Raw genomic sequence first — 24,237 nt, 5'->3', positions numbered from 1 at the left:
ATTTTCTCCGCGTCCCGGTCGCCTTGTGTTTCAAATCCCCTGCACGATGAGGTCGGGTATGCGTCAGCACAACCGTATCGTATTCCGTTCCATGTTCCGCATCCGCGTGCTGGACGCCGCCAGTGGCAAGCTGCTGGGCTATGTCGCCGACCTGTCGGAGAGCGGCCTGAAGATTCGCTGCGACCTGCTGCTGGAGGCGGAGAGCGTGCTGGAGCTGCGCCTGCGCATGCGCGATCGCGAGGACCGCATGCGCGAGGCCGAGGTGCGGGTGCGCTGCGTGTGGTCCGGCGAGAATGCCCAGACCGGGCAGTACGAGGCTGGCCTGGCGCTGGACCAGCCTTCGGTTTCCTACAACGAGCTGATGACCGAGCTGCGCGCCGGGCGACGCAGCCCGACGCCCGGCTGAGCCCGGCCGCAGCCGCAGCCGCAGCTCTAACCAAGAGTACCGAGCACGTTCACCGCCACCCGCTCGGGGATTTCGTTCTGCGACAGCACGTGCAGCCCCGGGCTGAAGACCCGTGCATAGCGGGCGAGCAGCGGGCGCAGCTGCGGCATCACGGTGAGGATCGGCGGGTGGCCTTCCTTGCGCAGCTTTTCCTTCACCACCGGCATGGTGTTCTGCAGCTGGTTGAGCAGGTTGGGCTCCACCGGGATGTTGTCCAGGCTCACCGGGCCGGCCTGCTGGGCGATGGCCAGGGCGCTGAGCAGGGTGTTCTCCAGGCCGTTTTCGAGGATGAACACGGAGAGTTCGCCGCGCTCGCCGGCGATGCTCGAAACGATGCTGCGGCGCAGCGCGTAGCGCACGTCGGAGGCCAGCAGCACCGGGTCCTTGGTGGTTTCGGCGGCTTCCACCAGGGTGGTGGCGATGCTCACCAGGTCGCGCAGCGGCACCTGTTCCTGCAGCAGCTGGCGGTACACGCGGTGCTGCAGGCTGAAGCTCAGCTGCGCGCGCAGGTGCTCGGCGAGCTTCGGCGCCTGGGCCGCAAGGCGCTGCATCAGGTGTTCGACGTCGTCGTGCTTGAAGACTTCCGGCAGGTGCTCGCGGATCACCTTGTTCAGGTGGGTGGCGATCACGCTGGCGCAGTCGATCACCTGGTAGCCCAGGTTGAGCGCGCGCGGCTTGTCTTCCGGGCGAATCCACACCACCGGCATGCGGTAGGCCGGGTCGTGGCCGAGGATGCCGTCGATCTCGCCGTAGAGTTCCGCCGAGGGAATCGCCATCAGGCGGTCGGCGTGCAACTCGGCGCCGTCGATGCGCTCGCCGCTGATGTGGATGCTGTACTGCGAGGCCTTCAGACGCAGGCTGTCGCGGATGTGGATTTCCGGGAGCAGGAAGCCCAGGCTCTCCGACAGCGTCTGGCGCACCCCGCGCACGCGCTGCACCAGCGGCGCGCCGCCGGCGTCGTTGACCAGGCCGACCAGCTTGTAGCCCAGCGAGATGGACAGCCGCTCGACCAGCGGGATGTCTTCCCAGCCGAGGTTCTGCGCGCGCTCCTGGTCCATGGCCTTGCCGATCGCCTCGACCTGCTCCAGGTCCTGCGCTTCGCTCGGCGCCTCGCTTTGCGACACGCGCCAGGCGACGAAGGCGATCAGCGCGGCGAAGCTGAAGAACGCCAGGTGCGGCATGCCCGGGACTATCGCCAGCACGCTGACGATGCCGGCCACGGTGTACAGCAGCGACGGCGAGGCGAGCATCTGCTTGCGCACCAGCGCGGTGATCTCGGCCGACTCGTTGACCCGGGTGATGATGATCGCCGCCGCGGTGGACAGCAGCAGGCCGGGAATCTGCGCGGCCAGGCCGTCGCCGATGGTCAGCAGGGCGTACTGGCGGAAGGCGTCGCCGCCGGCCATGGCGTAGACGAACACGCCGATGGCGACACCGCCGAACAGGTTGATCAGCAGGATCAGGATACCGGCGATGGCGTCGCCGCGAACGAACTTGCTGGCGCCGTCCATGGCCCCGTAGAAGTCGGCTTCCTTGGCCACTTCGGCGCGCCGGCGCTTGGCTTCGGCCTGGTCGATCAGGCCGGCGTTGAGGTCGGCGTCGATGGCCATCTGCTTGCCGGGCAGGGCGTCCAGGGTGAAGCGCGCGGTGACCTCGGAGATGCGCTCGCCGCCCTTGGTGATCACCATGAAGTTGATGATGGTGAGGATCACGAAGACGATCAGGCCGACGATGAAGTTGCCGCCGATGACCACGTGGCCGAAGGATTCGATCACCTTGCCGGCGGCGCCCGAGCCGGTGTGGCCGTCGAGCAGCACCACCCGCGAGGAGGCCACGTTCAGCGACAGCCGCAGCAGGGTGGTGACCAGCACCACGGTCGGCAGCAGCGAGAAGTCCAGCGGGCTGCGCGAGGACACGCTGACCATCAGCACCAGCAGGGCGATGCCGATGTTGAAGGTGAAGAGCACGTCCAGCAGCAGCGGCGGCAGCGGCAGGATGATCATCGCGAGGATGGAGAGGATGACCAGCGGGATGCCGATCCGCCCGCTGCGCAACGTCGGCAGGAGCTGCTCGAGGAAATTCATGGTTGGCCTCTGCTTGCCAGGCTGTCGGGGATGGGGAGGTGTTTGGCGAGTTCCGGCCTGCGTTGCCGGCGCCCCTGGCGGAACGCGCGCAATTGCAGGATGTAGGTCAGCACGTGGGCCACGGCGGTGTAGAGGCCGGCGGGAATCTGCTGGTTGACCTGGGTGCTGAAGTAGATGGCGCGGGTCAGCGGCGGCAGCTCCAGCACTTCAAGGTCGTGCTTGGCGGCCATCTGGCGGATGTACAGGGCCATTTCGTCCATGCCGCGCGCCAGCACGTAGGGGGCCTGGGCCTTCTTCGGGTCGTATTTCAGCGCCACGGCGAAGTGCGTCGGGTTGGTCAGCACCACGTCGGCCTTGGGCAGCACGCGGTTGATCTGGCGTTGCAGCATCTGCCGCTGCACCTGGCGGATGCGCGCCTTCACTTCCGGGCGGCCTTCCTGGTTCTTGTGCTCTTCGCGGCGCTCCTGCTTGGTCATGCGCATGCGCTTGAGGAACAGGAAGCGTTGCAGCGGGATGTCCAGCAGGGAGAAGAAGATGAACACCGTGAGCAGGCCGATCAGGGTGTCGAACAGCAGGCCCAGCGAGCCGCCGATGGCGCTGCGGATGTCGCTGCGTTCGAGGGCGATCAGGCGCGGCAGCGAGTCCAGCAACAGGTACCAGGCCACGGTCAGCAGCAGCGCCATCTTCAGCAGCGACTTGAGCAGCTCGGTGAGGTTCTGCGCCGAGAACATCTTCGCCAGGCCCGCGATCGGGTTGAGCTTGCTGGCCTTGAACGCCAGGTTCGCCGAGGCGAAGATCCAGCCGCCCGGGACCATGCCGAACACCACCACCAGCAGCGGGGTGATCAGCAGCGGCAGGAGCAGCTGGACGATCAGCCAGATGTGCTGGCCGACGATCAGCGCCAGGTCTTCCAGACCGACCTCGCTGTGGTTCAGGTCCAGGTAGGCGAAGCGGAAGCTCTCGGCCAGGCCGTCGAAGAAGCGCCCGACGCAGGCCTTGAGCACCAGCAGGGTGCACAGCAGCGCGACGGTGCCGGCGAGGTCGCGGGAGCGCGGCACCTGGCCCTGCTGCCGGCTTTTCTGCAGCTTGTGGGCGCTGGCCTCTTCCGTTTTCTCCTGGGAACCGCCCTGTTCAGCCATGGCTGGCGCCCCGCAGCAGGTGGCCGAGGTTGTCGAGCAGCTCGCGGGTGAGTTGCAGGTAAGTGTCGGGCAGGTCCGGCAGGGTCAGGCGGATGCACGCCAGGCCGGTGAGGATGGCCATGGGGAAGCCCAGGGAGAACAGGTTCATCGCCGGCGAGATGCGGTTGAGCAGGCCGAAGCAGAACTGCACGAGGAACATGCAGAAGGCCAGCGGCAGGCTGACCAGGGTGGCCGCCGAGAGCACCCAGGCCATGGCGTAGATCAGCGTGGCGAAGCCGGCGTAGGCCAGGCCGCCGCCCACCGGCCAGTAGCTGAAGCTCTGGTACAGCACGCTGACCACCAGCAGGTGGCCGTCGCTGGCGAGGAACAGCAGGGCCAGCAGCAGGAAGTACAGCTGGCCGACCACCGAGGACGACGACACCCCGTTCACCGGGTCGTTGTAGCGCGCCATGCTCATGCCCATCTGCGTCGAGACGATCTCGCCGATCAGGCTGAACACCACGAACACCAGCTGCAGGGTCAGGCCGAGCACCGCGCCCACGGCAATCTGCTCGATGCTGGCGAGGATGCCGGCCGGCGACAGTGCGTCGATCTGCGGCGGGCGGGGCAGGGCGGCGCCCAGGGCCAGGGTCAGGCTCAGCGCCAGGAGGATGCGCGCGTGGTTGGGCAGCGACTTGTGGTTGAGCACCGGGGCCAGGGCCAGCAGCGCCATGATCCGGCAGAACGGCCACCAGTAGCGCTGCAGTTCCTGCAGGTACTGGCTGGCCTGCAGCAGGGATTCGTTGGCGTTCATCCGGCCCGTCCCGCCTAGCCGACCAGGTGGCCGGCCTGCTTGAAGCTCTCGATGAACAGGTCGCTCAGGGTGCGCAGGATCCAGTGCCCGGCGAATACCAGCATCCCCAAGGTGATGAGCAGGCGCGGGAGGAAGCTGAGCATCTGCTCGTTGATCTGCGTGGCGGCCTGGAAAATGCTCACCAGCAGGCCGCCGAGCAGGCTCGGCAGAACCAGCACGCAGACCACCACGGCGGTGATGTGCACGGCGTTGGCAATGATCTCGACGGCGTATTCCGGGGTGAGCATGGCGACCTCAGAACGGCTGGATGCTGGAGGTGAGGGTGCCCATCAGCAACGCCCAGCCATCGACCAGGACGAACACCATGAGCTTGAACGGCAGCGAGATCATCATCGGCGAGAGCATCATCATGCCCATGGCCATGAGCACGCTGGCCACCACCAGGTCGATCACCAGGAAGGGGATGAAAATCATGAAGCCGAGCTGGAACGCGGTCTTCAGCTCGCTGAGCACGTAGGCCGGGAGCAGCAGGGAGAAATCCAGCTCGGCCTTGTTCTCCGGCATCTTCTCGCCGGCCAGGGCGAGCATGGTGTCCAGCGAGGTCTTGCCGGTCTGCGCGAGCATGAAGCGGCTCAGGGTGCCCTTGGCGCGGCCCAGGCCTTCCTCCAGGGTGATGGCGTCGGCCTGGAAGGGTTCGAAGGCCTCGGTGTAGACCTCCTTCCATACCGGGCGCATCACCAGCAGGGTCATGCACAGGGCGATGCCCACCAGCACGTTGTTCGGCGGGCTCTGCTGCAGGCCCATGGCCTGGCGCAGGATCGCCAGCACGATGATGAAGCGGGTGAAGCTGGTCATCATCAGCAGCATGGCCGGCAGCAGCCCGAGCAGGGTCATCACCACCAGGATCTGCAGCTTGACGCTCAGTTCCTGGCCGTGGCCGGTGTCGTTCAGGCTCAGCAGCGAAATCTCGCCGCCGGCGGCCAGGACCACGCCGGGAAGCATCCCGGCCAGCGCCAGGCCCAGGGCCAGCCAGTGCCGCGCGCGGTTCATCGGGTCAAATCGTCCAGCCCGGCGCCGCACAGTTCCAGCACGCGCAGGCCGTAGTTGCCGTTCATCACCACCACCTCGGCCTTGGCGAACAGGGCGCCGTTGACCTTGAGGTCGAGCGGCTCGCCGGCCAGTTTGTCGAGGACGATGACGCTGGAGGTGTCGACGTCCATCAACTCCTTCAGGGAAATCTCGGTGGAGGCGACCTCCAGGGTCAGGTTCACCGGGATCTTGCCGAAGAAGCTCAGGTCCTGGCGCGGCGCCGGCAGCGCCTCGGGGCTGCTCGCGGGCGCCTCGTCCAGGGCCAGGCCGGCGTCGTTGAGGAGGCTGTCCAGTTCGCTGTCGGTCACTTGGCTCATGGGCTTTTCACGCTCTCGAGGGAGGTCAGGAAGAGGCCGCCGTCTTCTTCGAAGAGGGTGCCGCGGAAGAGTTTCTGCTGGTTCACCATCACCTCGCTGCGTTCCAGCAGGCGGATCGGCAGGATGTCGCCGGGGCGCAGCTCCAGCGCCTGCGACAGCGGCATCTGCAGGGCGGCGATGACGCAGTCCAGGCGCACCGGCAGGTGCAGCAGGTGCTGCGTCGGGTTGCCGTTGAGGCGCGCCGGCGGCGGGCCGGCCAGGCGGGTGGTGAGTTCGTCGGCGAGCTCCGCGTCCAGGTAGATGAACAGCGAGGCCTGGCTGCCGGTGATGTGGCTGAGGAACTGGAACTGGGCGACGTACTCCCAGTGCACCAGCTCGTAGTCGTTGTCGTGCGGGGTCAGCTCGCCGAAGGTGTCGCCCAGCAGCAGCGAGCGGGCGAACAACTGGCTGACGTCGACGCCGAGGCGGCGGCGCATGCGTTGTTCCGAGGTGCTGATCGGCGGGGTGTCGTGGCTGGGCAGCGAGGTGCCGCCGTAATAGCACTCCAGGGCCTCGGTCAGCAGCGGCCGGTCGATGGCGAAGCCGACCTTGCCGGTGGGGCAGCGGAAGATGCATTCGGCCGGGCGCGGCGAAGTTTCCTGGACGTCGACTTTTTGCAGTTCCAGGTTGATTCGATAGTTGCGCAGGAAGTAGTCGCTGATGATGCGCGGATGCTTGTTGGCGATTTCGCGAATGTATTGCGGGACCCGATGGTAATGCCGGCCCAACTTGTGCGGTTGCAGGCGTATGAGTCTTTCCGGCGCTACGCCGTGGTGGACTTTGGAATGGCCAGTCATGGGTTGGGTCGACTTCCGGGAATGGGCTGCGAAGGCGTTCGGCACAGCGGCGGAGGACGATCCGGCACATCCGGCGCACGGCGAACCTGGGGAGCCCGGCGGCGCGTTGCGAAAAACACGCGGCAGGGCCTGCAGATGGGGCGGGAGTCTAGGGCGGCGGGGGCTTGCGGTTAAATCAATAGAAATCAAATGACGTTTTTGATCGTCATTCGGGGGCGCCTGAGCGGATTTGACGAGAACTGACTCGGCGTTTTTCGTGTGAGCTGGTTAACGTTCGTGCTGTGACGGGGTTCAGCAGGAAAAGTTCCCTGGCATCTGAACAGGGCGACACGAAAGTGCAACTTTTTAAGCCCCGTCCAGAAAAAAAGGAAAAACGCGCACGGCCTTCCTTATATGGCCGCGATTGATAGCCGCGAAACATTTCCGAGCTGCCTTCCCATATCGACGAAAGTTCTACGTCGCACCAGGTTCGATGGAATAACCGAGTGTCGCCCACGGGCGGCCGAGAAGCAGGAAAGTTGCATTGAAACAGTTCAGTCAATTGGCCAGTTGCGGCGCTGAAGCGACCCTGGCGAATCAACAGGTGGTGATCGTCGGCGGCGCCGGCGAAATCGGCCTGGACCTGCTCAATGACGGCCTGGCTCGTTTGGGCCGGCGGGTGCTGCGGGTGAAGAACGCGGCCGAACTGGGCGGCGCCGACCTGCAGGGCGGCCCGGTGTTCGTCTTCGCCGAACGCCACCCGACGCGCAGCTTCCCGCAGATCGCCGAACTGCTGCAGCGCGTGCCGCAACTGAGCCTGGTGCCGGTGGTGGAGTACGCCGACCAGGAAATGGCCGCGCAACTGCTGGAAATGGGCTGCGTCGACTACCTGCTGGCGCCCTTCAGCGAAAGCCAGCTGGCGGCGCTGCTGCACCGCCAGGAGCAGGCCCTGGCCGCCGGCGAGGGCTTCGTCTCGCAGTCGCGCGCCGGGCGTCGCCTGCTGGCGCTGGCGCAGCGCGTGGCGCAGACCCGCGCGCCGATCCTGATCAGTGGCGAGACCGGCACCGGCAAGGAGCTGATGGCGCGCTACATCCATCGCTTCTCCGCCGAGCCGCAGGCGCCCTTCGTCGCGGTGAACTGCGCGGCGATCCCCGAGCAGATGCTCGAATCCATCCTCTTCGGCCACGAACGCGGCGCCTTCACCGGCGCGGTCGCCGCCCAGCCGGGCAAGTTCGAACAGGCCAACGGCGGCACCCTGCTGCTGGACGAGATCGGCGAACTGCCCCTGGGCCTGCAGGCCAAGCTGCTGCGCGTGCTGCAGGAGCAGCGCGTGGAGCGCCTGGGCGGGCAGCGCGAGATCCGCCTGAACGTGCGCATCATCGCCGCCACCAACCGCGACCTGCAGGCCGAAGTGGCCGCCGGGCGCTTCCGCTCCGACCTGATGTTCCGCCTCGACGTGCTGCCGCTGCACATCAGCCCGCTGCGCGAGCGCAAGGACGACATCCTGCCGCTGGTGCAGCGCTTCATCCGCCAGTACGCGCCGCAGGAACGCCACGCCGAGCTGCTCACCGAGCCGGCCCGGCAGGCGCTGCTGGCCCACGACTGGCCGGGCAACGTGCGCGAGCTGGAGAATGTCATCCAGCGCGCCCTGGTGCTGCGCGCCGGGCTGTTCATCCAGCCGGCCGACCTCGGCCTGGCCGCCCCGGCCAGCCAGCCGGCGCCGCTGGCGGTGCTTGCGCCGAGCCCGGGCGAGGGCGGCAAGGCCGCGCTGCGCGCCAGCGGCAAGTGGGCCGAGTACCAGCACGTGATCGACACCATCCGCCGTTTCGGCGGGCACAAGACCAAGGCCGCCGAGAGCCTCGGCATGACCCCGCGCGCCCTGCGCTACCGGCTCAACGCCATGCGCGAGCAGGGCGTGAACCTGTCCTTCTGATGCGAGAGTCCCGATGAACCCGATTGAGCAGGCCCGGAGCGACATGCTCGGGCAGATGCAGCAGTTGAGCGCGCTGTCGGCGGCGCCGATCCGCCCGGCCATGCAGGTCGAGGGCGCGGCCGCCGAGCCCGGCTTCGGCAACGCCTTCGAGGACGCCCTGCGCGCCGTCGACGCCCAGCAGCACCAGGCCAGCGAAGCCGCGGCGGCGGTGGACAGCGGGCGCAGCGACGACCTCGCCGGCGCCATGATCGAAAGCCAGAAGGCCAGCGTCTCCTTCAGCGCCCTGATGCAGGTGCGCAACAAGCTGACCACCGCCTTCGACCAAGTCATGAACATGCCGCTGTGACGGCGCACAAGGGCTGAACCGTGCTGCAGAAGATCAAGAACCGCCTGCCCCTGGACAAGCTCCGCTTCGACCCGCGCCTGACCCTGCTGGGCCTGGCCGGCGGCGCGGCGCTGCTGGCCGTGGGCAGCACCTGGTACCTGTGGCGTGACCAGGGCGCCTTCCACCCGCTGTACGGCGCCGGTGAAGCCTTCCCGGCCGCCGAGGTGATGCAGGTGCTGGACGCCGACAACATCGCCTACCGCCTGCACCCGCAGAGCGGCCAGGTGCTGGTGCGCGACGACCAGCTGGCGCGCGCGCGCATGCTGCTGGCGGCCAAGGGCGTGAAGGTCGCGGTGCCGGCCGGCTACGAGCTGTTCGACAAGGACGAGCCGCTGGGCACCAGCCAGTTCGTCCAGGACGTGCGCCTCAAGCGCAGCCTGGAAGGCGAGCTGGCGCGCACCGTGATGGCCATGGAAGGCGTGCAGCAGGCCCGCGTGCACCTGGCGCTGGACCAGCAGAGCTCCTTCGTGATCAGCCAGCGCGAGCCGGGCAAGGCCTCGGTAATGCTGCAGCTGGCGCCCGGCTACCGGCTCAAGCCGGAGCAGGTGGCGGCGGTGGTCAACCTGGTGGCCAACAGCGTGCCGCAGCTGCAGCCGGAGAACGTCAGCGTGGTCGACCAGCACGGCCTGCTGCTCTCCCGCGGGCTCGCCGCCTGGGGCGGGGCGCAGCAGAACGGCCAGCTGGTGGACGAGTTCCAGCAGAAGGCGGTGGCCAACGTCGAGCAGGTACTGGCGCCCATCGTCGGCCCCGGCAACTACCGCGTCAGCGTGGCCGCCGACATCGACTTCAGCCAGAAGGAAGAGACGCTGCAGTCCTACGGCGACACGCCGCGCCTGCGCCGCGAGACCCTGCGCGACGACAGCACCCTCGACGAGCTGGCCCTCGGCGTGCCCGGCTCGCTGAGCAACCGCGCGCCGGTCAAGCCGCCGGAGCAGCAGGGCGCCAACCCGCAGGCCGCCGGCGCCGCGCCGAACGCTGCGCCAAGCGCCCAGGACAAGGCCGCGACCTCCAAGCGTTCGGAGTCCAACCGCCAGCTCGATTACGACCAGAACATCACCCACGTCAAGCACGCGCCCTTCAACCTGCGCCAGCAGAGCGTGGCGGTGATGATCAACGCCGCCGCCGCGCCCCAGGGCGGCTGGAGCGAGGAAACCCGCAAGCAACTGGAAGCGGCGGTGAAGAATGCCGTCGGCTTCAACGCCACGCGCGGCGACAGCCTGTCGCTGTCGGTGCTGCCCTTCGTCGCCGCCGCCGCGCTGGACGAGCCGGTGCGCTGGTGGGACGACGAACAGCTGCAGGGCTGGGTGCGCCTCGGCGCCTTCACCCTGATCAGCCTGCTGCTGTTGCTGCTGGTGGTGCGACCGGCGGTGCGCAGCCTGGCCGCGCGCAAGCCGGAAGCCGTGGAAGGCGAGGCCGGCGCGGGCAACCCGCTGCTCGCTGGCGAGCTCGGCGAACGCCTGCTCGCCCGGGTCGGCGACCAGCCGCGCGCCCTGGGCCTGTTCAGCGAACTCAACCCGCTCTCGGAAATCCGCCTGCCGGCGCCGGGGTCGGGCCTGGAACACCAGATCGAACACCTGCAGATGCTGGCCAAGAACGATCCCGAGCGGGTTTCCGAAGTCATCAAGCAATGGATAGGGCGCAATGAGCGAGACCTCAACCCAGTCGGCTGACGAGCCACGCATGCCGGCGCGCCGGCGCGCGATGAGCTCCATGGAACAGGCGGCGATCCTCATGCTGAGCATGGGTGACGAGACCTCGGCCGGGGTGCTGCGGCACTTCTCCCGCGAGGAGATCATCAGCATCAGCCAGGCCATGGCGCGCCTGAACAACGTCAAGCTGCCGATGGTGTCCGACGTGATCGGGCGCTTCTTCGACGACTACAAGGAACAGAGCAGCATCAAGGGCGCCTCGCGCGGCTACCTCGCCGGCATGCTCGGCAAGGCCCTGGGCAGCGACATCACCCGCAGCCTGCTGGACAGCATCTACGGCGAGGAAATCCGCGCCAAGATGGCCCGCCTGGAGTGGCTCGATCCCAAGCAGTTCGCCGCGCTCATCGCCAACGAGCACGCGCAGATGCAGGCGGTGTTCCTCGCCTTCCTGCCGCCGTCGATGGCCAGCGACGTGCTCGAATGCCTGGCGCCGGAGCGCCAGGACGAGCTGCTGTACCGCATCGCCAACCTCAGCGAGGTCAGCAGCGAAGTCATCGCCGAGCTGGAGCAGCTGATCGACCGCAGCCTCTCGGTGCTTTCCGCGCAGGGCTCGCAGGTGCGCGGGATCAAGCAGGCGGCGGACATCATGAACCGCTTCAAGGGCGACCGGAACCAGATGTTCGAGCTGCTGCGCGGCCACGACGAGAACCTGGTGGAGCGCATCGAAGAGGAGATGTACGACTTCTTCATCCTCTCCCGGCAGACCCAGGACACCCTGCAGGCGCTGCTCGAAGCCATTCCCCTGGAGGAGTGGGTGGTGGCGCTCAAGGGCGCGGAGCCGGCGCTGGTCAAGGCCATCCAGGGCGCCATGCCCAAGCGCCAGGCGCAGCAGATGGAGTCGATCAAGCGGCGCCAGGGGCCGGTGCCGCTGAGCCGCGTCGAGCAGGTGCGGCGCGACATCATGGGCATGGTTCGCGAGCTGGCCGCCGAAGGCGAGATCCAGCTGCAACTGTTCCGCGAACAGACGGTGGAGTGAGGCGCGCATGACGGTCAAGGTGATCCGCGGCGGCGCCCGCGACTGGCGGCCGTACCGCTTCCCGCCGCGCTGCAGCGGGGCGTTGCAGGAACAATGGCACGGCGGCGACCCCGCCGAGCTGCAGAAGGCCGTGGCCGAGGGCTACCAGCAGGGCAGCGACAAGGGCTACCACGAAGGCCTGGAGCAGGGCCGCGAGGCCGGGCGCGAGGAAGGCTTGCGCCAGGGCCGCCAGGAAGGCCTGCGCCAGGGTCGCGAGGAAGGCCGGGCGGAAGGTCGCCAACTGTTCGAGACGGCGGCGCAGCCGCTGGACCGCCTGTGCGACGAATTCCGCCGCTTCGCCGAAAGCTTCGAGGCGCAGCGCCGCGAGCAACTGCTGGAGCTGGTGCAGAAGGTGGCCCGGCAGGTGATCCGCGTCGAGCTGACCCTGCACCCCACGCAGCTGCTCAGCCTGGCCGACGAAGCCCTGGCGGCGATGCCGGAACAGCCCGACAGCGTGCAGCTGCTGCTCAACCCCGAGGAGTGCACGCGCATCCGCGAGCTGGCCCCGGAACGTGCGGCGGCCTGGCGCCTGGTGCCCGACGAGCGCCTGGCGCTGGGTGAATGCCGCCTGCTCACCGCCGAGGAAGAAACCGACATCGGCTGCCAGCAGCGCCTGGACAGCTGCATGCAGGTGCTCGACGAACACCTGCTCGGCGACGACTGACGATGGCCCTGGGCGAAAGCTTCAGCCTCGACCTCGACCAGGCCCTGCGCTCGCTGGACTCGGTCCAGCTGGCCAAGGTCAGCGGGCGTCTGGTGCGGGTCTCCGGGCTGCTCCTGGAAAGCCTCGGCTGCCGCCGCGCCACCGGCCAGCGCTGCCTGGTCGAACAGGCCGACGGCAGCCTGCTGGACGCCCAGGTGGTCGGCTTCAACCGCGACACCACCTACCTGATGCCGTTCAAGAAACCCATCGGCCTGGCCGCCGGCTCGCGGGTGTTCCCGGCCGAAGACCAGGCCGCCCTGCGCATCGACGAATCCTGGCTGGGGCGGGTGGTCAACGGCCTCGGCGAACCGCTGGACGAGCTCGGCCGCCTCGGCGGGCGCGACACCCTGGCCACCCAGCTGCCCAGCGTCAACCCGCTCAAGCGGCGCCCGGTGACCGAGGCGCTGGACGTCGGCGTGCGCGCCATCAACGCCCTGCTGACCCTCGGCAAGGGCCAGCGCGTCGGCCTGTTCGCCGGCAGCGGGGTGGGCAAGAGCGTGCTGCTGGGCATGATCACCCGGCAGACCAAGGCCGAAGTGGTGGTGGTCGGGCTGATCGGCGAGCGCGGCCGCGAGGTGCAGGAATTCATCCAGCACTCCCTCGGCGAAGAAGGCCGGCGCAAGGCCGTGGTGGTGGTGGCGCCGGCCAACGAATCGCCGCTGATGCGCCTGAAGGCCACCGAGCTGTGCCACAGCATCGCCGCCTATTTCCGCGACCAGGGCCGCGACGTGCTGCTGCTGGTGGACTCGCTGACCCGCTACGCCATGGCCCAGCGCGAGATCGCCCTGGCCCTGGGCGAGCCGCCGGCGACCAAGGGCTACCCGCCGTCGGTGTTCGGCATGCTTCCGGAGCTGGTGGAAAGCGCCGGCAACGGCGTGGCCGGCAGCGGCAGCCTGAGCGCGCTGTACACCGTGCTCGCCGAGGGCGACGACCAGCAGGACCCGATCGCCGACAGCGCCCGCGCCATCCTCGACGGCCACATCGTGCTGTCGCGGCGCCTGGCCGACGTCGGCCACTACCCGGCGATCGACATCGGTGCCTCGGTCAGCCGCTGCATGGCCCAGGTCGGCCAGCCGGGACCGCTGCGCGCGGCGCGGCAGTTCAAGGAACTGCACGGCAGCTACGAGAAAATCCGCGAACTGATTCCCCTGGGCGGCTACACCGCCGGCCTTGACGCCCGCACCGACCGCGCGGTGCAACTGGCCCCGGCGCTGGAACGTTTCCTGCGCCAGGAAGTGGGCGAGGGCGCCGAACTCGGCGCCAGCCTGGAACACCTGCAACAGGTCCTGCGCCAATGAAGGAACAGCTCGATACCCTGCGGCGCCTGGCCAGCGTGCGGCAGAACCGCGTGCGCGAGATGCTCGGCCGGGTCAACTACCAGCGCGGCCTGTGCCAGCGCTACCGCAACAACATCACCGGCCTGACCCGCCTGTGCGGCTTCGTGGTGCCGACCAGCACCGAGCTGCAGCGCGGCAACCAGCAGCAGTACAAGGCCACGCTGTTCCGCATGCTGGCGTTGCAGAAGCGCGAGCTGGAAGTCGCCGAGCAGGCCCTGGAGCGCATCCAGGGCGAGCTGATGCAGGCGATGCGCGGCGAGAAGGTGCTGGAGCAGGTCATCGAATCGCGCCTGGAGCAATGGCAGTCGCAGCTGGCGCGCCAGGAGCAGAAGATCCAGGACGGCCTGGCGGCGCAGAGCTGGTGGCGCGGGCAGGGCACATGAGGCAGGATTTAAGTTCTGCGTCGCCACGGTCGCCTGTGGCTGGATAGACCCCCTTTTTCTGGATTCGACCATGGAAATCACCCGCCAACTCAAGTCCGCCGTCAGCGCCGCGCAGCAGAGTGTTGCGCCCCAGCGCGGCCAGCGCAGCGACGCGGCCAAGGCCGCGGTGGCGCCGGCCGGCAACGCCAACGCCAGCGCTGGCGCGGCGCTGCCGCTGGAGCAGCTGCAGGACGCCCTGGGCGCGCTGCCGGACGTGGACCTGGACAAGGTCGCGGCGGTGCGCGACGCGCTGGCGCGCGGCGAGATCTCCCTCGACGTCGAGGCGCTGTCGCGCAGCATGCTCGACTTCCACGGCGGCGGTGCATGAGCGAAAGACGCGCCCGGCTGCTGCAGATGATCGAGGCGGACATCCGCCTCGATCGCGCCGACTACCTGTATCTGCGCAGCGCGCTGCTGGACCTGCACGACCAATTGCTGGCGCGCGACAGCGAATCCATCGCGCGCAGCAACCAGCGTATCGAAGAACTGGTGGACGCCGTGCGCCAGCGCGCCGAACGCCGCGCCAAGGTGCTCCAGGCCTTCGCCCTGGACATCAATCGCTCGGGCATGCAGCGCCTGCTCGAACACTTCCCCGGCGCCGGCCGCCAGGCCCTGCAGCGCGACTGGCAGGCACTGGCCGAACAGGTCGAGGAATGCCGCCTGCTCAACGAGCGCAACGGCCGCCTGCTGGCGATGCACAACGAAATCATCGGCCAACTGCTGGCCGGGCAGGGCGGACACGGGGTGTACGCCCCCGAGTACTGAAACGGGTTTTCATTCCACGGCGCCTGCGGGCGCCGTTTTTTTGCCTGGCGGCCAGGCATGTAGGAGCGCGCCATGCGCGCGATTCGCGGGCATGGCGCGTAAGTCCCAGCCCCTGCGTGAATCGACACGTAGGGCGAATAACCGTTCGCGGTTATCCGCCGCAGGCCCGGGCGCCGGAGTCGGGCTCGACGGCGGATAACGCCGCAGGCGTTATGCGCCCTACGGGGCCATTCTCCGCTTAACCCTTTCGACCACCCGGTCGCCTTGACTGGGAAGCAGCTCCCGCGCCGGCAGGCGGAAAGGTTCTTTCCGGCCCGGCTTCCGGTTCCCTCGGGCGGAAGCGTCCTTTCACCTCGCCGCAGGCTGAAGTGCCCGGAATACGGGCCTTCCAGGCGTTGGCACCGATATTGCTCTCAGGCTCGCAAAGGGGTATCCGACCATGGCAACCATAGATTCCGATTACGTACAGCAGATGGCCACCCAGCTGGCCCAGTACGACATCCAGGCCGGGCAGACGCGGCTGAACCGCAACAAGACCAACTACAGCAACGAGCTGTCGGCGATCACCCAGCTGAAGAGTGCGCTGAGCACCTTCTCCTCGGCGGTCACCGGCCTGAAAAGCAGCACCACCAACGCCAGCAACATGCTGGTGAACAGCGCCACCTTCAGCGAAGACGGCTACGCCACCGCCTCGGTGGGCTCCACCGCGGTCGCCGGCAGCTACCAGTTCTTCGTCAAGCAACTGGCCGCCAAGGACCAGGTGGCGCTGCAGGGCCTGAGCGATTCGGACCTGGGCAGCGGCAGCCTGACCATCGGCCAGGGCAGCAAGAGCTTCAACGTCGACATGAGCGGCGTCACCAGCCTCAGCGCGCTGGCCTCGAAGATCAACGCCGCCTCGGACAACAGCGGCGTGCAGGCCACCCTGGTGCGCAGCAACGGCGCCGTCAGCCTGGTGCTGACCAGCGAAGAGAGCGGCGCCGACCAGGCCATCAGCCTGTCCAGCACCAACGCCGCCGTGCAGACCGCCGTCGACGGCCGCAAGCAGCTGTCCACCGCGCAGGACGCCATCGTCTACCTGGGCGGCCAGGGCGGCATCGAGCTGCGCAATTCGAGCAACACCTTCGATGACGCCATCGACGGCGTCAGCCTGACCTTCAGCAAGGTCAGCGACCCGGCCGACGCGCCGCTGAACCTGGACATCGGTCGCGACACGAGCGAGACCACCAAGAAGCTGCAGACCTTCCTCGACGCCTACAACGCGCTGATGGGCACCGTCGGCACGCTCACCGCCAGCGGCACCAGCAGCACCGACCGTGGCGCGCTGGCCGGCGACTCGGCGGTGCAGGCGATCAAGTCGGCGGTGAACAGCCTGATCCGCACCAACTTCGGCAGCGGCAGCCTGATCGCCTTCGGCGTCAGCGCCGACAGCAGCGGCAAGCTGACCCTGGACAGCACCAAGTTCGAGGCCGCCCTGGCGAAGGACCCCGACGGCTTCGAGCAACTGTTCAGCGGCAAGGGCAACCTGATCGACAGCCTCGACAGCGCGCTCAAGGTCTACACCAACTCCACCAGCGGCCTGCTGACCGGCCGGGTCAACAGCCTGAACGACAAGCTCGCCGACATCGACGACCAGTTCGAAGACCTACAGACCCGCTACGACAACTCCTATTCGCGCTACCTGAAGCAGTACACCAACCTCATGCAAGTCATGAATTCCATGGACCAGACCTCCAGCATGTTCACATGACCTACTCGATGAACGACGGCTACGACAGCTACCGCTCGGTGGACCTCGAGGCCCGCTCCGCCGCCGCTTCCCCCTACGAACTGGTGCTGGTGCTGTTCGACGGCCTGCTCGACGAGCTGGCCCGCGCCCGCGGCCATATCGAGGCCAAGCGCTTCCAGCAGAAGGGGCGCTCCCTGGAGAAGTGCATGAACATCCTCAACGGCCTCTCCAGCGCCCTCGACTACGAGAGCGGTGGCCAGGTCGTGCAGGACCTGGCGCGGCTCTACGACTACTGCATCTACCGCCTTTCCGACGTCAGCGTGAGCCTGTCGCTGGAAGGCCTGGATGAAGTGACCGGGCTGCTCGGCACGCTGCGCGAAGGGTGGGCCGGTGTCCACAGCGCCCGTGGCTGACGCGTTGCTCGAACTGCGCAGCCAGCACGCGCGCCTGGCCGAAGTGTTGGCGCGCGGCGAGTGGGCGCGCCTGGGCGAGGTGGACGCGAGCATCCGCGCGCTGCTCGAGCGCCTGGCCGCCGGGCCCGCGCTGGACGCTGCCGGGCAACTGGCCAAGCGGCGCCTCGGCGAGCTTCACGGCGAGGCGCGCAACGCCTGCGCGCGCGAGGTGGAGCGCCTGCGCGTGCTGCTGGCCAGCCACCTGGACTACGCCGAAGGGCGCACCGCCTACATGCAGATAGACCGCCTGCTGGCGGCGAGGTGAATGTGTTGCAAGTGACTCCCCGACTGGCCACCGACAGCGCGCCTACCAGTGACGCGCCGCTGCCGGCCATGGCCGCGCCGCGCGAGGCGCACGCCATGGGCCGCCAGGTCGCCGCGCGTGGCGCCGCGGCTGCCGCGCCGGCCACCGGCGACGCCGCGCCCGAGCTGCTGACGCCGGCCTTCGGCGCGCAGCTGGCGCAGAGTGCGGAGGCCTCCGCCGGCGCCGATAGCGATGCCGAAGCGGCCGCCAAACCCGACGAGCAGCGTCCCGCGGCGGATGCCGCGCAGGCCCAGCCCGACCCCGCGCTGGGCGCGGCGCCGGCCGCCGAACAGTGGCTGGCGAACATGCTCGGCCAGCGCGAAGTGACCCTGCAGGCCCGCGACGGCGCCCCGCAGGACGCCGCCGACGCCGCGTCCGCCGTGGTCGCCCGTGGCATGCCCGGCAACCTGCCGCTGCCGCAGTTGCCCCAGGGGCTGCCGGAAGCCGTGCAGACCCCGGCCCAGGGCCAGCCGCTGCCGAGCCTGCCGGCGCAAGCCAAGGGCGTGCCGGCCAAGGCCGCGCGCCTGGAAGAGAGCCTGGCGAGCAAGGACGACACGCCGCTCGACGAACACCTGCAAAGCCAGCTGGACAAGCTCGCCAGCCAGGTCGCTACGCCACCCGCGCAGCAGGCCGCCGCGGCGCAGCCGAGCAACAACCCGCCGAGCGTGGCCCAGGCGCCGGCCAGCCACGGCCTGGAGCGCCAGCTGAGCCTGCAGGCGCCCACCGAGCGCTGGGGCGAGCAGATGCTCAACGCCCTGCGCGACAGCGTCGAGCTGCAGCTCAAGCACAACCTGCAGAGCGCCACCATCCGCCTCGACCCGCCGGAGCTGGGGCGCCTGGAAATCTACCTGAACCAGGACCCGGGGCGCCTGTCGGTGCAGATCCACGCCGCCCAGGGCGACGTCGCGCGCCTGCTCCAGCAGGGCGTCGAGCGCCTGCGCCAGGATATCGCCGGAGCCACCCCGCAAGCGGTCGAGGTGCAGGTCGCCGATGGCCGCGCCGGCCAGCAGCAGGCCCAGCAACAGGCCCAGCAGGGCCGCGCCGCGCGCTGGCTGGATGACGCCCCGGTCAGCGCCGCCGCCGCCGAGCGCGCCGCGCCGGAAGCCGCCGAGCGGCGCCCGGGCGACGTGCTGGTCACCGTCTAGTGATGGGTAATCAATGGAATTTGTGGATCGGGAATCCGTCATGACGATGCCGCGCATCTTAGTCTTGTTCAGTGTCATCAACCTGCTCATCGCCGGTGGCGGCGTGGCCGGCACCTATTTCCTCGCGCGCCCGCTGCTGGCCGCCCAGGCCGAGGCGCAGGCCGCCAAGGCCGGTGAAGCCAAGCCCGGCGAGGCGGGCAAGAAGGAAGAGGAAGAGCCGGGCGAGTTCGAGTTCTTCCCGGTGACCAAGATCATCGTCAGCCTGAGTGGCGCCGACCAGCGCGAGCACTACTTCGTCATCGACCTGGTGTTGCAGGCCGAGCTGGGCACCCAGCAGAAGAAGCTCCAGCAGATCGACCCGATGGTGCGCAACTCGGCGGTGGCGCACCTCTCCGCGCTGACCTTCGAGCAGCTGCGCGGCAAGACCATCCCGGCGCTGCAGGAGGAGCTGGAGCAGGTGCTGCTGGCCGACTTCGCCGCGCGCAAGGTGGCCGCGCCCTTCCAGCATGTGCTGGTCAGCAAGCTGATCGTGCAGTAAGGCCCGCGCCATGAACGCTCACTGCGCCCTCGACTACCAGGACCCCGCCGGCGCCCCGGCGCATCCGGCGCTGACCCCTGGCGCCGAACAGCAGTGGCTGCTGCGCTACCTGCCGCTGGTGAAGCGGGTGGTCAGCCAGCTGTCGCTGCAGGCCAACCAGGTGCTGGACCGCGAGGACATGGAGCAGATCGGCCTGATGGGCCTGCTGGAAAGCCTGCGCCGCTACGGCACCCCGGACGAGCAGTTCGCCGGCTTCGCCGTGCTGCGCATCCGTGGCGCCATCCTCGACGAGCTGCGCCGCCAGGACTGGCGCCCGCGCCAGGTGCGGTTGCAGGCGCACAAGGTGCGCGACAGCATCCGCGACCTGGCCCGACGCCTGGGCCGGGTGCCGAGCGACAAGGAAATCCTTGCCCACACCGGGCTCGACGAGCGCGGCTACCAGGACTACCTGCAGGCCGAGTCGTCCGAGGCCATCGAGAGCCTCGACGCGCTGCTCGGCGAAGGTCTGGAGAACCTGGTGGACGGCGAGTCGGCGCTGGAAGCGCGGGTGCTGCGCGAGCGCATGCTGGCCCAGGCCCTGGCGCAACTGAACGAACGCGAGCGGCTGGTGCTGACGCTGTACTACCAGCACGAGCTGAGCCTGAAGGAAATCGCCCTGGTGCTCGAAGTGAGCGACGCCAGGGTCTGTCAATTGAGCAAGCAGGCATTGCAGAAGGCCTGCCGCTACCTGAGCGAGAGAAGCTGAATCATGCAGAAAGTCATAGGCGCGCTGATCATCGTCGCCTGCGTCCTCGGCGGTTACGCCATGGCCCACGGCGAGATGAGCGTGCTCTGGCAGCCGTCGGAAGTGCTCATCATCCTCGGCGCCGGCCTCGGCAGCCTGGTGGTGGCCAACCCCCGCGAAGTGCTGCTGGAGATGCTCTCGCAGATCAAGGGCGTGTTCGTCTTCAGGCGCCGCGGCGAGGAGTTCCAGCGGCAGTTGCTGATGCTCCTCTACCAGCTGCTGGAGATGGTCGAGGTGGGCGGCCTGAAGGTGCTCGACGAGCACATCGAGGAGCCCGAGCAGAGCGAGCTGTTCGGCCGCTACCCGCTGATCCTCCAGGAGCCCAACCTGATGGCGTTCATCGCCGACAACTTCCGCCTGATGGCCATGGGCAAGATCAGCGCCCACGAACTGGAAGGCTTCCTCGAACAGGAGCTGGACGCCATGGAACATACCCTGCTGCAGCCGTCGAAGTCGCTGCACAAGGTCGGCGAGGCGATGCCCGGCTTCGGCATCCTGGCGGCGATCATGGGCATCATCATCACCATGGGCAGCATCGGCGGCACCGTCGCCGAGGTCGGCGCCCACGTGGCGGCGGCGCTGGTCGGTACCTTCCTCGGCATCTTCTTCTGCTACTGCGTGCTCGACCCGCTGTCCAACGCCATGGCGCAACGGGTGAAGACCGAGCTGTCGGCCCTGGAGTGCGTGCGCACCACCCTGGTCGCCCACGTCGCCGGCAAGCCCACGCTGCTGGCGGTGGACGCCGGGCGCAAGCTGATCGAGCAGGACGTCAAGCCGGCCTTCCGTCAGCTCGAGACCTGGGTCAACCAGTACGAGGATGAAAGGGAAGCGGCATGAGGAAGCGCGGCGGCGAGCAAAGCCACGAAATCATCGTCAAGCGGCGTGGCAAGAAGGGCCACGCCGAGGAGCACAGCTCGGCCTGGAAGGTCGCCTTCGCCGACTTCACCCTGGCGATGATGGCGCTGTTCATGGTGCTGTGGATCGTCCAGCCGCGCAGTGCGCTGCAGAACCCCTCTTCGGGCGAGCTGCAAAGCAACCCGCTGGTGGACGGCGGCGCCGGCGTGTTCGACGGTTCCAGCCGTTCGCCGCTGGAGCTCGACGGCCTGCCGATGCCGGTGCGCCCGCCGGACCCGCCGCGCAACCCCGAGGCGAGCCGCGCCAGCGTCGACGGCAAGCAGCCGGGCGAAGCCGCCGAGCCGCGCCACTACGATTCCAACGTCGACCTGCAGGAGCTGGCGGCGCTGATCCGCGCGGTGTCCGCGCAGGCCGACGCGCTGGCCAACATCGAGGTCAAGGTGGTGCCCCAGGGCCTGCGGGTGCTGATCAAGGACGACCAGCAGCGCTTCATGTTCGAGCGCGGCAGCGCCAACCTCGACCCGCATTTCCGCACCCTGCTCGGCGCCCTCGGTGGCGTGCTGGCGAAGGTCGACAACCGCCTGATCCTCAGCGGCCACACCGACGCGGTGCAGTACCGCGGCGCCAACGGCTACAACAACTGGAACCTGTCCGGCGACCGCGCCCTGCGCGCGCGCAACGTGCTGGTGGATTCCGGGCTGCCGGGCAAGAACGTGCTGCAGGTGACGGCCCAGGCCGACGGCATGCCGCTGCTCCCGGACGACCCGCAGAACGGCGCCAACCGCCGGATTGAATTGCTGTTGCTGACAGACAGCGCCGAGCATCTGTACCGCCAGCTGTTCAGCGAGGACCAGGCGCAGGTCGAGATCGGCGCCAAGGGCGCGAAGTTCAGTGCCGGCCAGGTAGCGCCCAAAGCGGTGCCGAGCCCCGAGCCGGCCAAACCGAGCGTGCCGCCGGAGCCGGGGAGCGAGGCGGGCAAGGCCGCGGCGGAGCCGGGCGCTACCCGGCTCTGAGCCTCAGTTGCCGCCGGCGAAGCGTTCCACGCAGTACAGCTGGCGGGTTTCCACGGCGAGCAGGCAATCGCCCTGGGGTTGCAGCTCCAGCAGGCTGTTCGCCTCGCCGCCGTAGAGCAGGTTGAACAGCAGCTCGTTGTCCAGCTGCGCGGCCTGCCCCAGTTCGCTCACTTCGCTTTTCTCCACGCGCAGGCGCAGGTGGTCGAGGAAGCCCGACTCGACGCTGCCGGAGGTCTTCTGCACGGTGTCGCCCTGGCGGGTCACCGCGTAGAAGTGGCCGTCCTTGAGCAGCAGGTTGTGTTCCAGGCGCAGGCTGCGGCCGTCGCTGAGGATCAACTGGCCGCTGCTGTGGTAGCGCCCCTCGAATTCGCTGGCGGAGCGGTAGTTCAGCCAGGTGGCGAGCATTCCGCCGAGCAGGCCGAGGCTGAGCACGGCGCTGCCGGCGAGCAGGCAGGCGCGCTTCATCGCAGGCACTCGCGCAATTGCGCGTCGCTGACGCTGCGCAGTTGCTCCTGGTGGATCACCAGCAGGTGGGTGGCGTTGCTCGCGCCGTGGCAGGCCAGTTCGTAGAAGCCGCTGTGGCGCGACAGCACGAAGCGCATCGGCTGCGGGTCGAGCGCGGCCAGGCGGGCGCTCAGCTCGCCGGTGCGTTCGCGCAGCTGCTGGAGTTCCCCGGCGCTGGGGTCCAGGTAGGTGAAATGCTTGTTGCCGATGTCCATGTCCTGGCGCAGGTCCTGGGTTCGTTGCTGGCTCCAGAGCAGCGCGCCGACCGCGGCCACGCCGGCCAGCAGCAGCGGCGCGCCCAGGGCCAGGAAGCCGAGCGCACGGCTGCGCGCGGCGGGCGCGGGGGCTTCGTGGCTGGGCGCGGATGCGGGCGCGGCGTCGGCTTCGACGAGTTCGGCGGGTTGCACTGCGCGCACGGCGTACTGCGGGTTGAGCATGTAGCCGCGGCGGGGCAGGGTCTGGATGATCTCGCGGCGTTTCTCGTCGCCGAGGATCTGCCGCAGGGTGTAGATCTGCTGGTTCAGGCTGCCCTGGCCGACCACCCGGTCGCTCCAGGCGTGGGCCAGCAGCTCGTCGCGCGGCACCACTTCACCGGGGTCGCGCAGCAGGCGTTCGAGCAGGCGGCTGCCGGAAAAACCCAGTTCGACCTTTTCCTCGAAGCCGTCGCGGCGCAGCACCAACTGGTACTGCTCGGGCTGGAAGTGGGCGAGGCAACCGTCGGCCAGGCCGGTGCGGATGACACGCGCGGGAACGGGACGGGCGCCATCCATGGGCGCGATCTGAGTCATGTGCATGGGGAAGGCACCGGCCCGTCCTTGTAGGAAATTTTGTTCAGCGTGTAAGAAAAGGCCGACATTCTGGCGTCAATAAAATGTAGAGACAAGTCCCATATCTGTATTTTCCGGTCTTGACAGCGACGAATGACCGTTTTGTCGACAGATTTTCCCGCGCCCACGGCAAACGCCCCGAACGAGTCGGGGCGCTTGCGGTGTCACGCTCTGGCGGGGTATCAGCCCAGCAGGGACATGACCATGCCCGGCATCTGGCCGGCTTGTTTCAGCATGGAGATGCCGGACTGCAGCAGCATGCTGTTCTTGGTCATGTTGGCCGATTCGGACGCGAAGTCGGCGTCCATGATGGTGCCCTTGGCCACGTCGGTGTTGTCCTTCATGTTGGCCAGGTTGTTGGCGGTGTGGTTCAGGCGGTTGATGTTGGCGCCGAACTGGGCGCGCAGGGTGCCGATGCTGTCCAGGGCGTCGCTCAGCGCGCCGATGGTGGCGTTGGCGTTGGTGGCGTCGATCTCGCTGCCCGAGGTGCCGCCGCTGTAGGTGGCGGAGATGCCGGCCAGGGCGGTGGCCACGCCGGAGACGTTGGTCGAGGCGTCCAGGTCCAGGGTCTCGCCGCTGCTCGCGCCGATCTGGAAGCTGACGGAGCTGGAGAACTTGCCGCCGGTGCCGTCGGTGGTGGTGGCGTCGGAGAACAGGTTGGTGCCGGCGTAGCTGGTGTTCTTCATGATGTTGCCCAGTTCCTTGCCCAGCTCGTCGTACTCGGCCTGCATGGAATCCTGGTCTTTGGTGCTGTTGGTGCCGTTGGCGGACTGGGTGGCCAGGTCCTTCATGCGCTGCACGATGTCGGTCATTTCGCTGAAGGCGCCTTCGGCGGTCTGCAGCAGCGAAACGGCGTCGTTGACGTTGCGGGTGGCAACGCCCATGCCGCGGGACTGGGCGTCCAGGCGGGTGGCGATCTGCAGGCCGGCGGCGTCGTCGGCGGCGCTGTTCACGCGGTAGCCGGTGCCCAGGCGCTGCTGGTTGGTGGCCAGCTTGGCGTTGGTCTTGTTCAGGTTGGTTTGGGTGACCAGGGCGGAGTAGTTGGTTTGAATCGACAGAGCCATGACTTGATCCTTCGTTCGAGTGGGCTGTTGTGGCCGGCTTTGCTCGGCTGCTGAAGGGGTAGGGCGACACCTCC

Annotated in this window: 28 protein-coding genes; 18 read left to right on the top strand and 10 right to left on the bottom strand. The window is 68.3% G+C overall.

The features are described 5' to 3' along the window. Positions 1-58 precede the first annotated feature (58 nt). Positions 59-406 (top strand): PilZ domain-containing protein, encoded by a 348-nt coding sequence (locus P3W75_RS14615; RefSeq protein WP_276228079.1) that lies wholly within the window; start codon positions 59-61, stop codon positions 404-406. Between the two features lie 26 nt (positions 407-432). On the opposite strand, the gene P3W75_RS14610 is transcribed toward P3W75_RS14615, so the two are convergent. The 7 genes from P3W75_RS14610 to P3W75_RS14580 are packed head-to-tail and all read right to left on the bottom strand — an operon-like array spanning position 433 to position 6,703. Beyond that, complete coding sequence (locus P3W75_RS14610; protein ID WP_276228078.1) at positions 433-2,529, bottom strand: flagellar biosynthesis protein FlhA; 2,097 nt, start codon at positions 2,527-2,529, stop codon at positions 433-435. Continuing rightward, complete coding sequence (gene flhB / locus P3W75_RS14605) at positions 2,526-3,668, bottom strand: flagellar type III secretion system protein FlhB (RefSeq protein ID WP_276228077.1); 1,143 nt, start codon at positions 3,666-3,668, stop codon at positions 2,526-2,528. The genes P3W75_RS14610 and flhB overlap by 4 nt, the downstream gene beginning before the upstream one ends. Further along, the gene (gene fliR, locus P3W75_RS14600) at positions 3,661-4,461 is read right to left on the bottom strand and encodes a flagellar biosynthetic protein FliR (protein ID WP_276228076.1); all 801 of its coding nucleotides are present in this window, start codon (positions 4,459-4,461) and stop codon (positions 3,661-3,663) included. The genes flhB and fliR overlap by 8 nt, the downstream gene beginning before the upstream one ends. A 14-nt stretch (positions 4,462-4,475) precedes the next feature. Beyond that, the gene (locus tag P3W75_RS14595; protein ID WP_276228075.1) at positions 4,476-4,748 is read right to left on the bottom strand and encodes a flagellar biosynthetic protein FliQ; all 273 of its coding nucleotides are present in this window, start codon (positions 4,746-4,748) and stop codon (positions 4,476-4,478) included. A gap of 7 nt (positions 4,749-4,755) precedes the next feature. After that, positions 4,756-5,511: a flagellar type III secretion system pore protein FliP gene (gene fliP / locus P3W75_RS14590; protein ID WP_276228074.1), complete on the bottom strand. Its 756-nt coding sequence runs from the start codon at positions 5,509-5,511 to the stop codon at positions 4,756-4,758. Then, positions 5,508-5,867, bottom strand: coding sequence for a flagellar motor switch protein FliN (locus P3W75_RS14585; RefSeq protein ID WP_276228073.1), 360 nt, complete (start codon positions 5,865-5,867; stop codon positions 5,508-5,510). The genes fliP and P3W75_RS14585 overlap by 4 nt, the downstream gene beginning before the upstream one ends. After that, complete coding sequence (locus tag P3W75_RS14580; protein WP_276228072.1) at positions 5,864-6,703, bottom strand: FliM/FliN family flagellar motor switch protein; 840 nt, start codon at positions 6,701-6,703, stop codon at positions 5,864-5,866. The genes P3W75_RS14585 and P3W75_RS14580 overlap by 4 nt, the downstream gene beginning before the upstream one ends. Before the next feature lie 523 nt (positions 6,704-7,226). Here P3W75_RS14580 and P3W75_RS14575 point away from each other — a divergent pair. The 17 genes from P3W75_RS14575 to P3W75_RS14495 all read left to right on the top strand — a co-directional run bounded on the left by P3W75_RS14575 (position 7,227) and on the right by P3W75_RS14495 (position 21,768). Further along, positions 7,227-8,615: a sigma-54 dependent transcriptional regulator gene (locus P3W75_RS14575; protein WP_276228071.1), complete on the top strand. Its 1,389-nt coding sequence runs from the start codon at positions 7,227-7,229 to the stop codon at positions 8,613-8,615. A 13-nt stretch (positions 8,616-8,628) separates the two neighbouring features. Further along, positions 8,629-8,961, top strand: coding sequence for a flagellar hook-basal body complex protein FliE (locus P3W75_RS14570; RefSeq protein WP_276228070.1), 333 nt, complete (start codon positions 8,629-8,631; stop codon positions 8,959-8,961). Between the two features lie 20 nt (positions 8,962-8,981). After that, positions 8,982-10,670 carry a flagellar basal-body MS-ring/collar protein FliF gene (gene fliF, locus P3W75_RS14565; RefSeq protein WP_276228069.1) on the top strand — a complete coding sequence of 563 codons (1,689 nt, stop codon included), beginning with the start codon at positions 8,982-8,984 and terminating at the stop codon, positions 10,668-10,670. Further along, a complete protein-coding gene (locus P3W75_RS14560; RefSeq protein ID WP_276228068.1) occupies positions 10,642-11,685 on the top strand; it encodes a FliG C-terminal domain-containing protein in 1,044 nt (347 codons plus the stop codon). Before fliF ends, P3W75_RS14560 begins: the two co-directional genes overlap by 29 nt. Before the next feature lie 7 nt (positions 11,686-11,692). Next, a complete protein-coding gene (fliH, locus tag P3W75_RS14555) occupies positions 11,693-12,388 on the top strand; it encodes a flagellar assembly protein FliH (protein ID WP_276228067.1) in 696 nt (231 codons plus the stop codon). Positions 12,389-12,390: 2 nt separating this feature from the next. Next, positions 12,391-13,725: a flagellar protein export ATPase FliI gene (fliI, locus tag P3W75_RS14550; protein ID WP_276228066.1), complete on the top strand. Its 1,335-nt coding sequence runs from the start codon at positions 12,391-12,393 to the stop codon at positions 13,723-13,725. Next, a complete protein-coding gene (locus tag P3W75_RS14545; protein WP_276228065.1) occupies positions 13,722-14,147 on the top strand; it encodes a flagellar FliJ family protein in 426 nt (141 codons plus the stop codon). The genes fliI and P3W75_RS14545 overlap by 4 nt, the downstream gene beginning before the upstream one ends. A 70-nt stretch (positions 14,148-14,217) precedes the next feature. Then, positions 14,218-14,514: a flagellar biosynthesis anti-sigma factor FlgM gene (flgM, locus tag P3W75_RS14540; RefSeq protein WP_276228064.1), complete on the top strand. Its 297-nt coding sequence runs from the start codon at positions 14,218-14,220 to the stop codon at positions 14,512-14,514. After that, complete coding sequence (flgN, locus tag P3W75_RS14535) at positions 14,511-14,951, top strand: flagellar protein FlgN (RefSeq protein ID WP_276228063.1); 441 nt, start codon at positions 14,511-14,513, stop codon at positions 14,949-14,951. The genes flgM and flgN overlap by 4 nt, the downstream gene beginning before the upstream one ends. A 439-nt stretch (positions 14,952-15,390) precedes the next feature. Further along, positions 15,391-16,698 (top strand): flagellar filament capping protein FliD, encoded by a 1,308-nt coding sequence (gene fliD / locus P3W75_RS14530; RefSeq protein WP_276228062.1) that lies wholly within the window; start codon positions 15,391-15,393, stop codon positions 16,696-16,698. Next, positions 16,695-17,090 (top strand): flagellar export chaperone FliS, encoded by a 396-nt coding sequence (fliS, locus tag P3W75_RS14525; protein WP_276228061.1) that lies wholly within the window; start codon positions 16,695-16,697, stop codon positions 17,088-17,090. Before fliD ends, fliS begins: the two co-directional genes overlap by 4 nt. Continuing rightward, on the top strand, positions 17,083-17,394 hold the full coding sequence (locus P3W75_RS14520; RefSeq protein ID WP_276228060.1) for a hypothetical protein: 312 nt from the start codon (positions 17,083-17,085) through the stop codon (positions 17,392-17,394). The genes fliS and P3W75_RS14520 overlap by 8 nt, the downstream gene beginning before the upstream one ends. Positions 17,395-17,405: 11 nt before the next feature. After that, on the top strand, positions 17,406-18,578 hold the full coding sequence (locus P3W75_RS14515) for a flagellar hook-length control protein FliK (RefSeq protein ID WP_276228080.1): 1,173 nt from the start codon (positions 17,406-17,408) through the stop codon (positions 18,576-18,578). Between the two features lie 46 nt (positions 18,579-18,624). Beyond that, positions 18,625-19,116 carry a flagellar basal body-associated FliL family protein gene (locus P3W75_RS14510; protein WP_346429859.1) on the top strand — a complete coding sequence of 164 codons (492 nt, stop codon included), beginning with the start codon at positions 18,625-18,627 and terminating at the stop codon, positions 19,114-19,116. A gap of 10 nt (positions 19,117-19,126) precedes the next feature. Further along, positions 19,127-19,861, top strand: coding sequence for a FliA/WhiG family RNA polymerase sigma factor (locus P3W75_RS14505; protein WP_276228058.1), 735 nt, complete (start codon positions 19,127-19,129; stop codon positions 19,859-19,861). 3 nt (positions 19,862-19,864) lie between these two features. Then, on the top strand, positions 19,865-20,737 hold the full coding sequence (gene motA / locus P3W75_RS14500; protein ID WP_276228057.1) for a flagellar motor stator protein MotA: 873 nt from the start codon (positions 19,865-19,867) through the stop codon (positions 20,735-20,737). After that, positions 20,734-21,768, top strand: coding sequence for an OmpA family protein (locus P3W75_RS14495; protein WP_276228056.1), 1,035 nt, complete (start codon positions 20,734-20,736; stop codon positions 21,766-21,768). Before motA ends, P3W75_RS14495 begins: the two co-directional genes overlap by 4 nt. Before the next feature lie 3 nt (positions 21,769-21,771). Here the strand turns inward: P3W75_RS14495 and P3W75_RS14490 are convergent, their stop codons facing one another. The 3 genes from P3W75_RS14490 to lafA form a co-directional block, all read right to left on the bottom strand. Further along, positions 21,772-22,233, bottom strand: a complete 462-nt coding sequence (locus P3W75_RS14490; protein WP_276228055.1) for a hypothetical protein — start codon at positions 22,231-22,233, stop codon at positions 21,772-21,774. After that, positions 22,230-23,066, bottom strand: coding sequence for a winged helix-turn-helix domain-containing protein (locus P3W75_RS14485; protein ID WP_276228054.1), 837 nt, complete (start codon positions 23,064-23,066; stop codon positions 22,230-22,232). The genes P3W75_RS14490 and P3W75_RS14485 overlap by 4 nt, the downstream gene beginning before the upstream one ends. Before the next feature lie 215 nt (positions 23,067-23,281). Continuing rightward, on the bottom strand, positions 23,282-24,163 hold the full coding sequence (lafA, locus tag P3W75_RS14480; RefSeq protein WP_276228053.1) for a lateral flagellin LafA: 882 nt from the start codon (positions 24,161-24,163) through the stop codon (positions 23,282-23,284). Between the last annotated feature and the right edge of the window lie 74 nt (positions 24,164-24,237).

The organism is Pseudomonas citronellolis (assembly GCF_029335315.1).
Classification (GTDB): domain Bacteria; phylum Pseudomonadota; class Gammaproteobacteria; order Pseudomonadales; family Pseudomonadaceae; genus Pseudomonas; species Pseudomonas citronellolis_A.
This window is presented reverse-complemented; position numbering and strand designations above follow the sequence as displayed.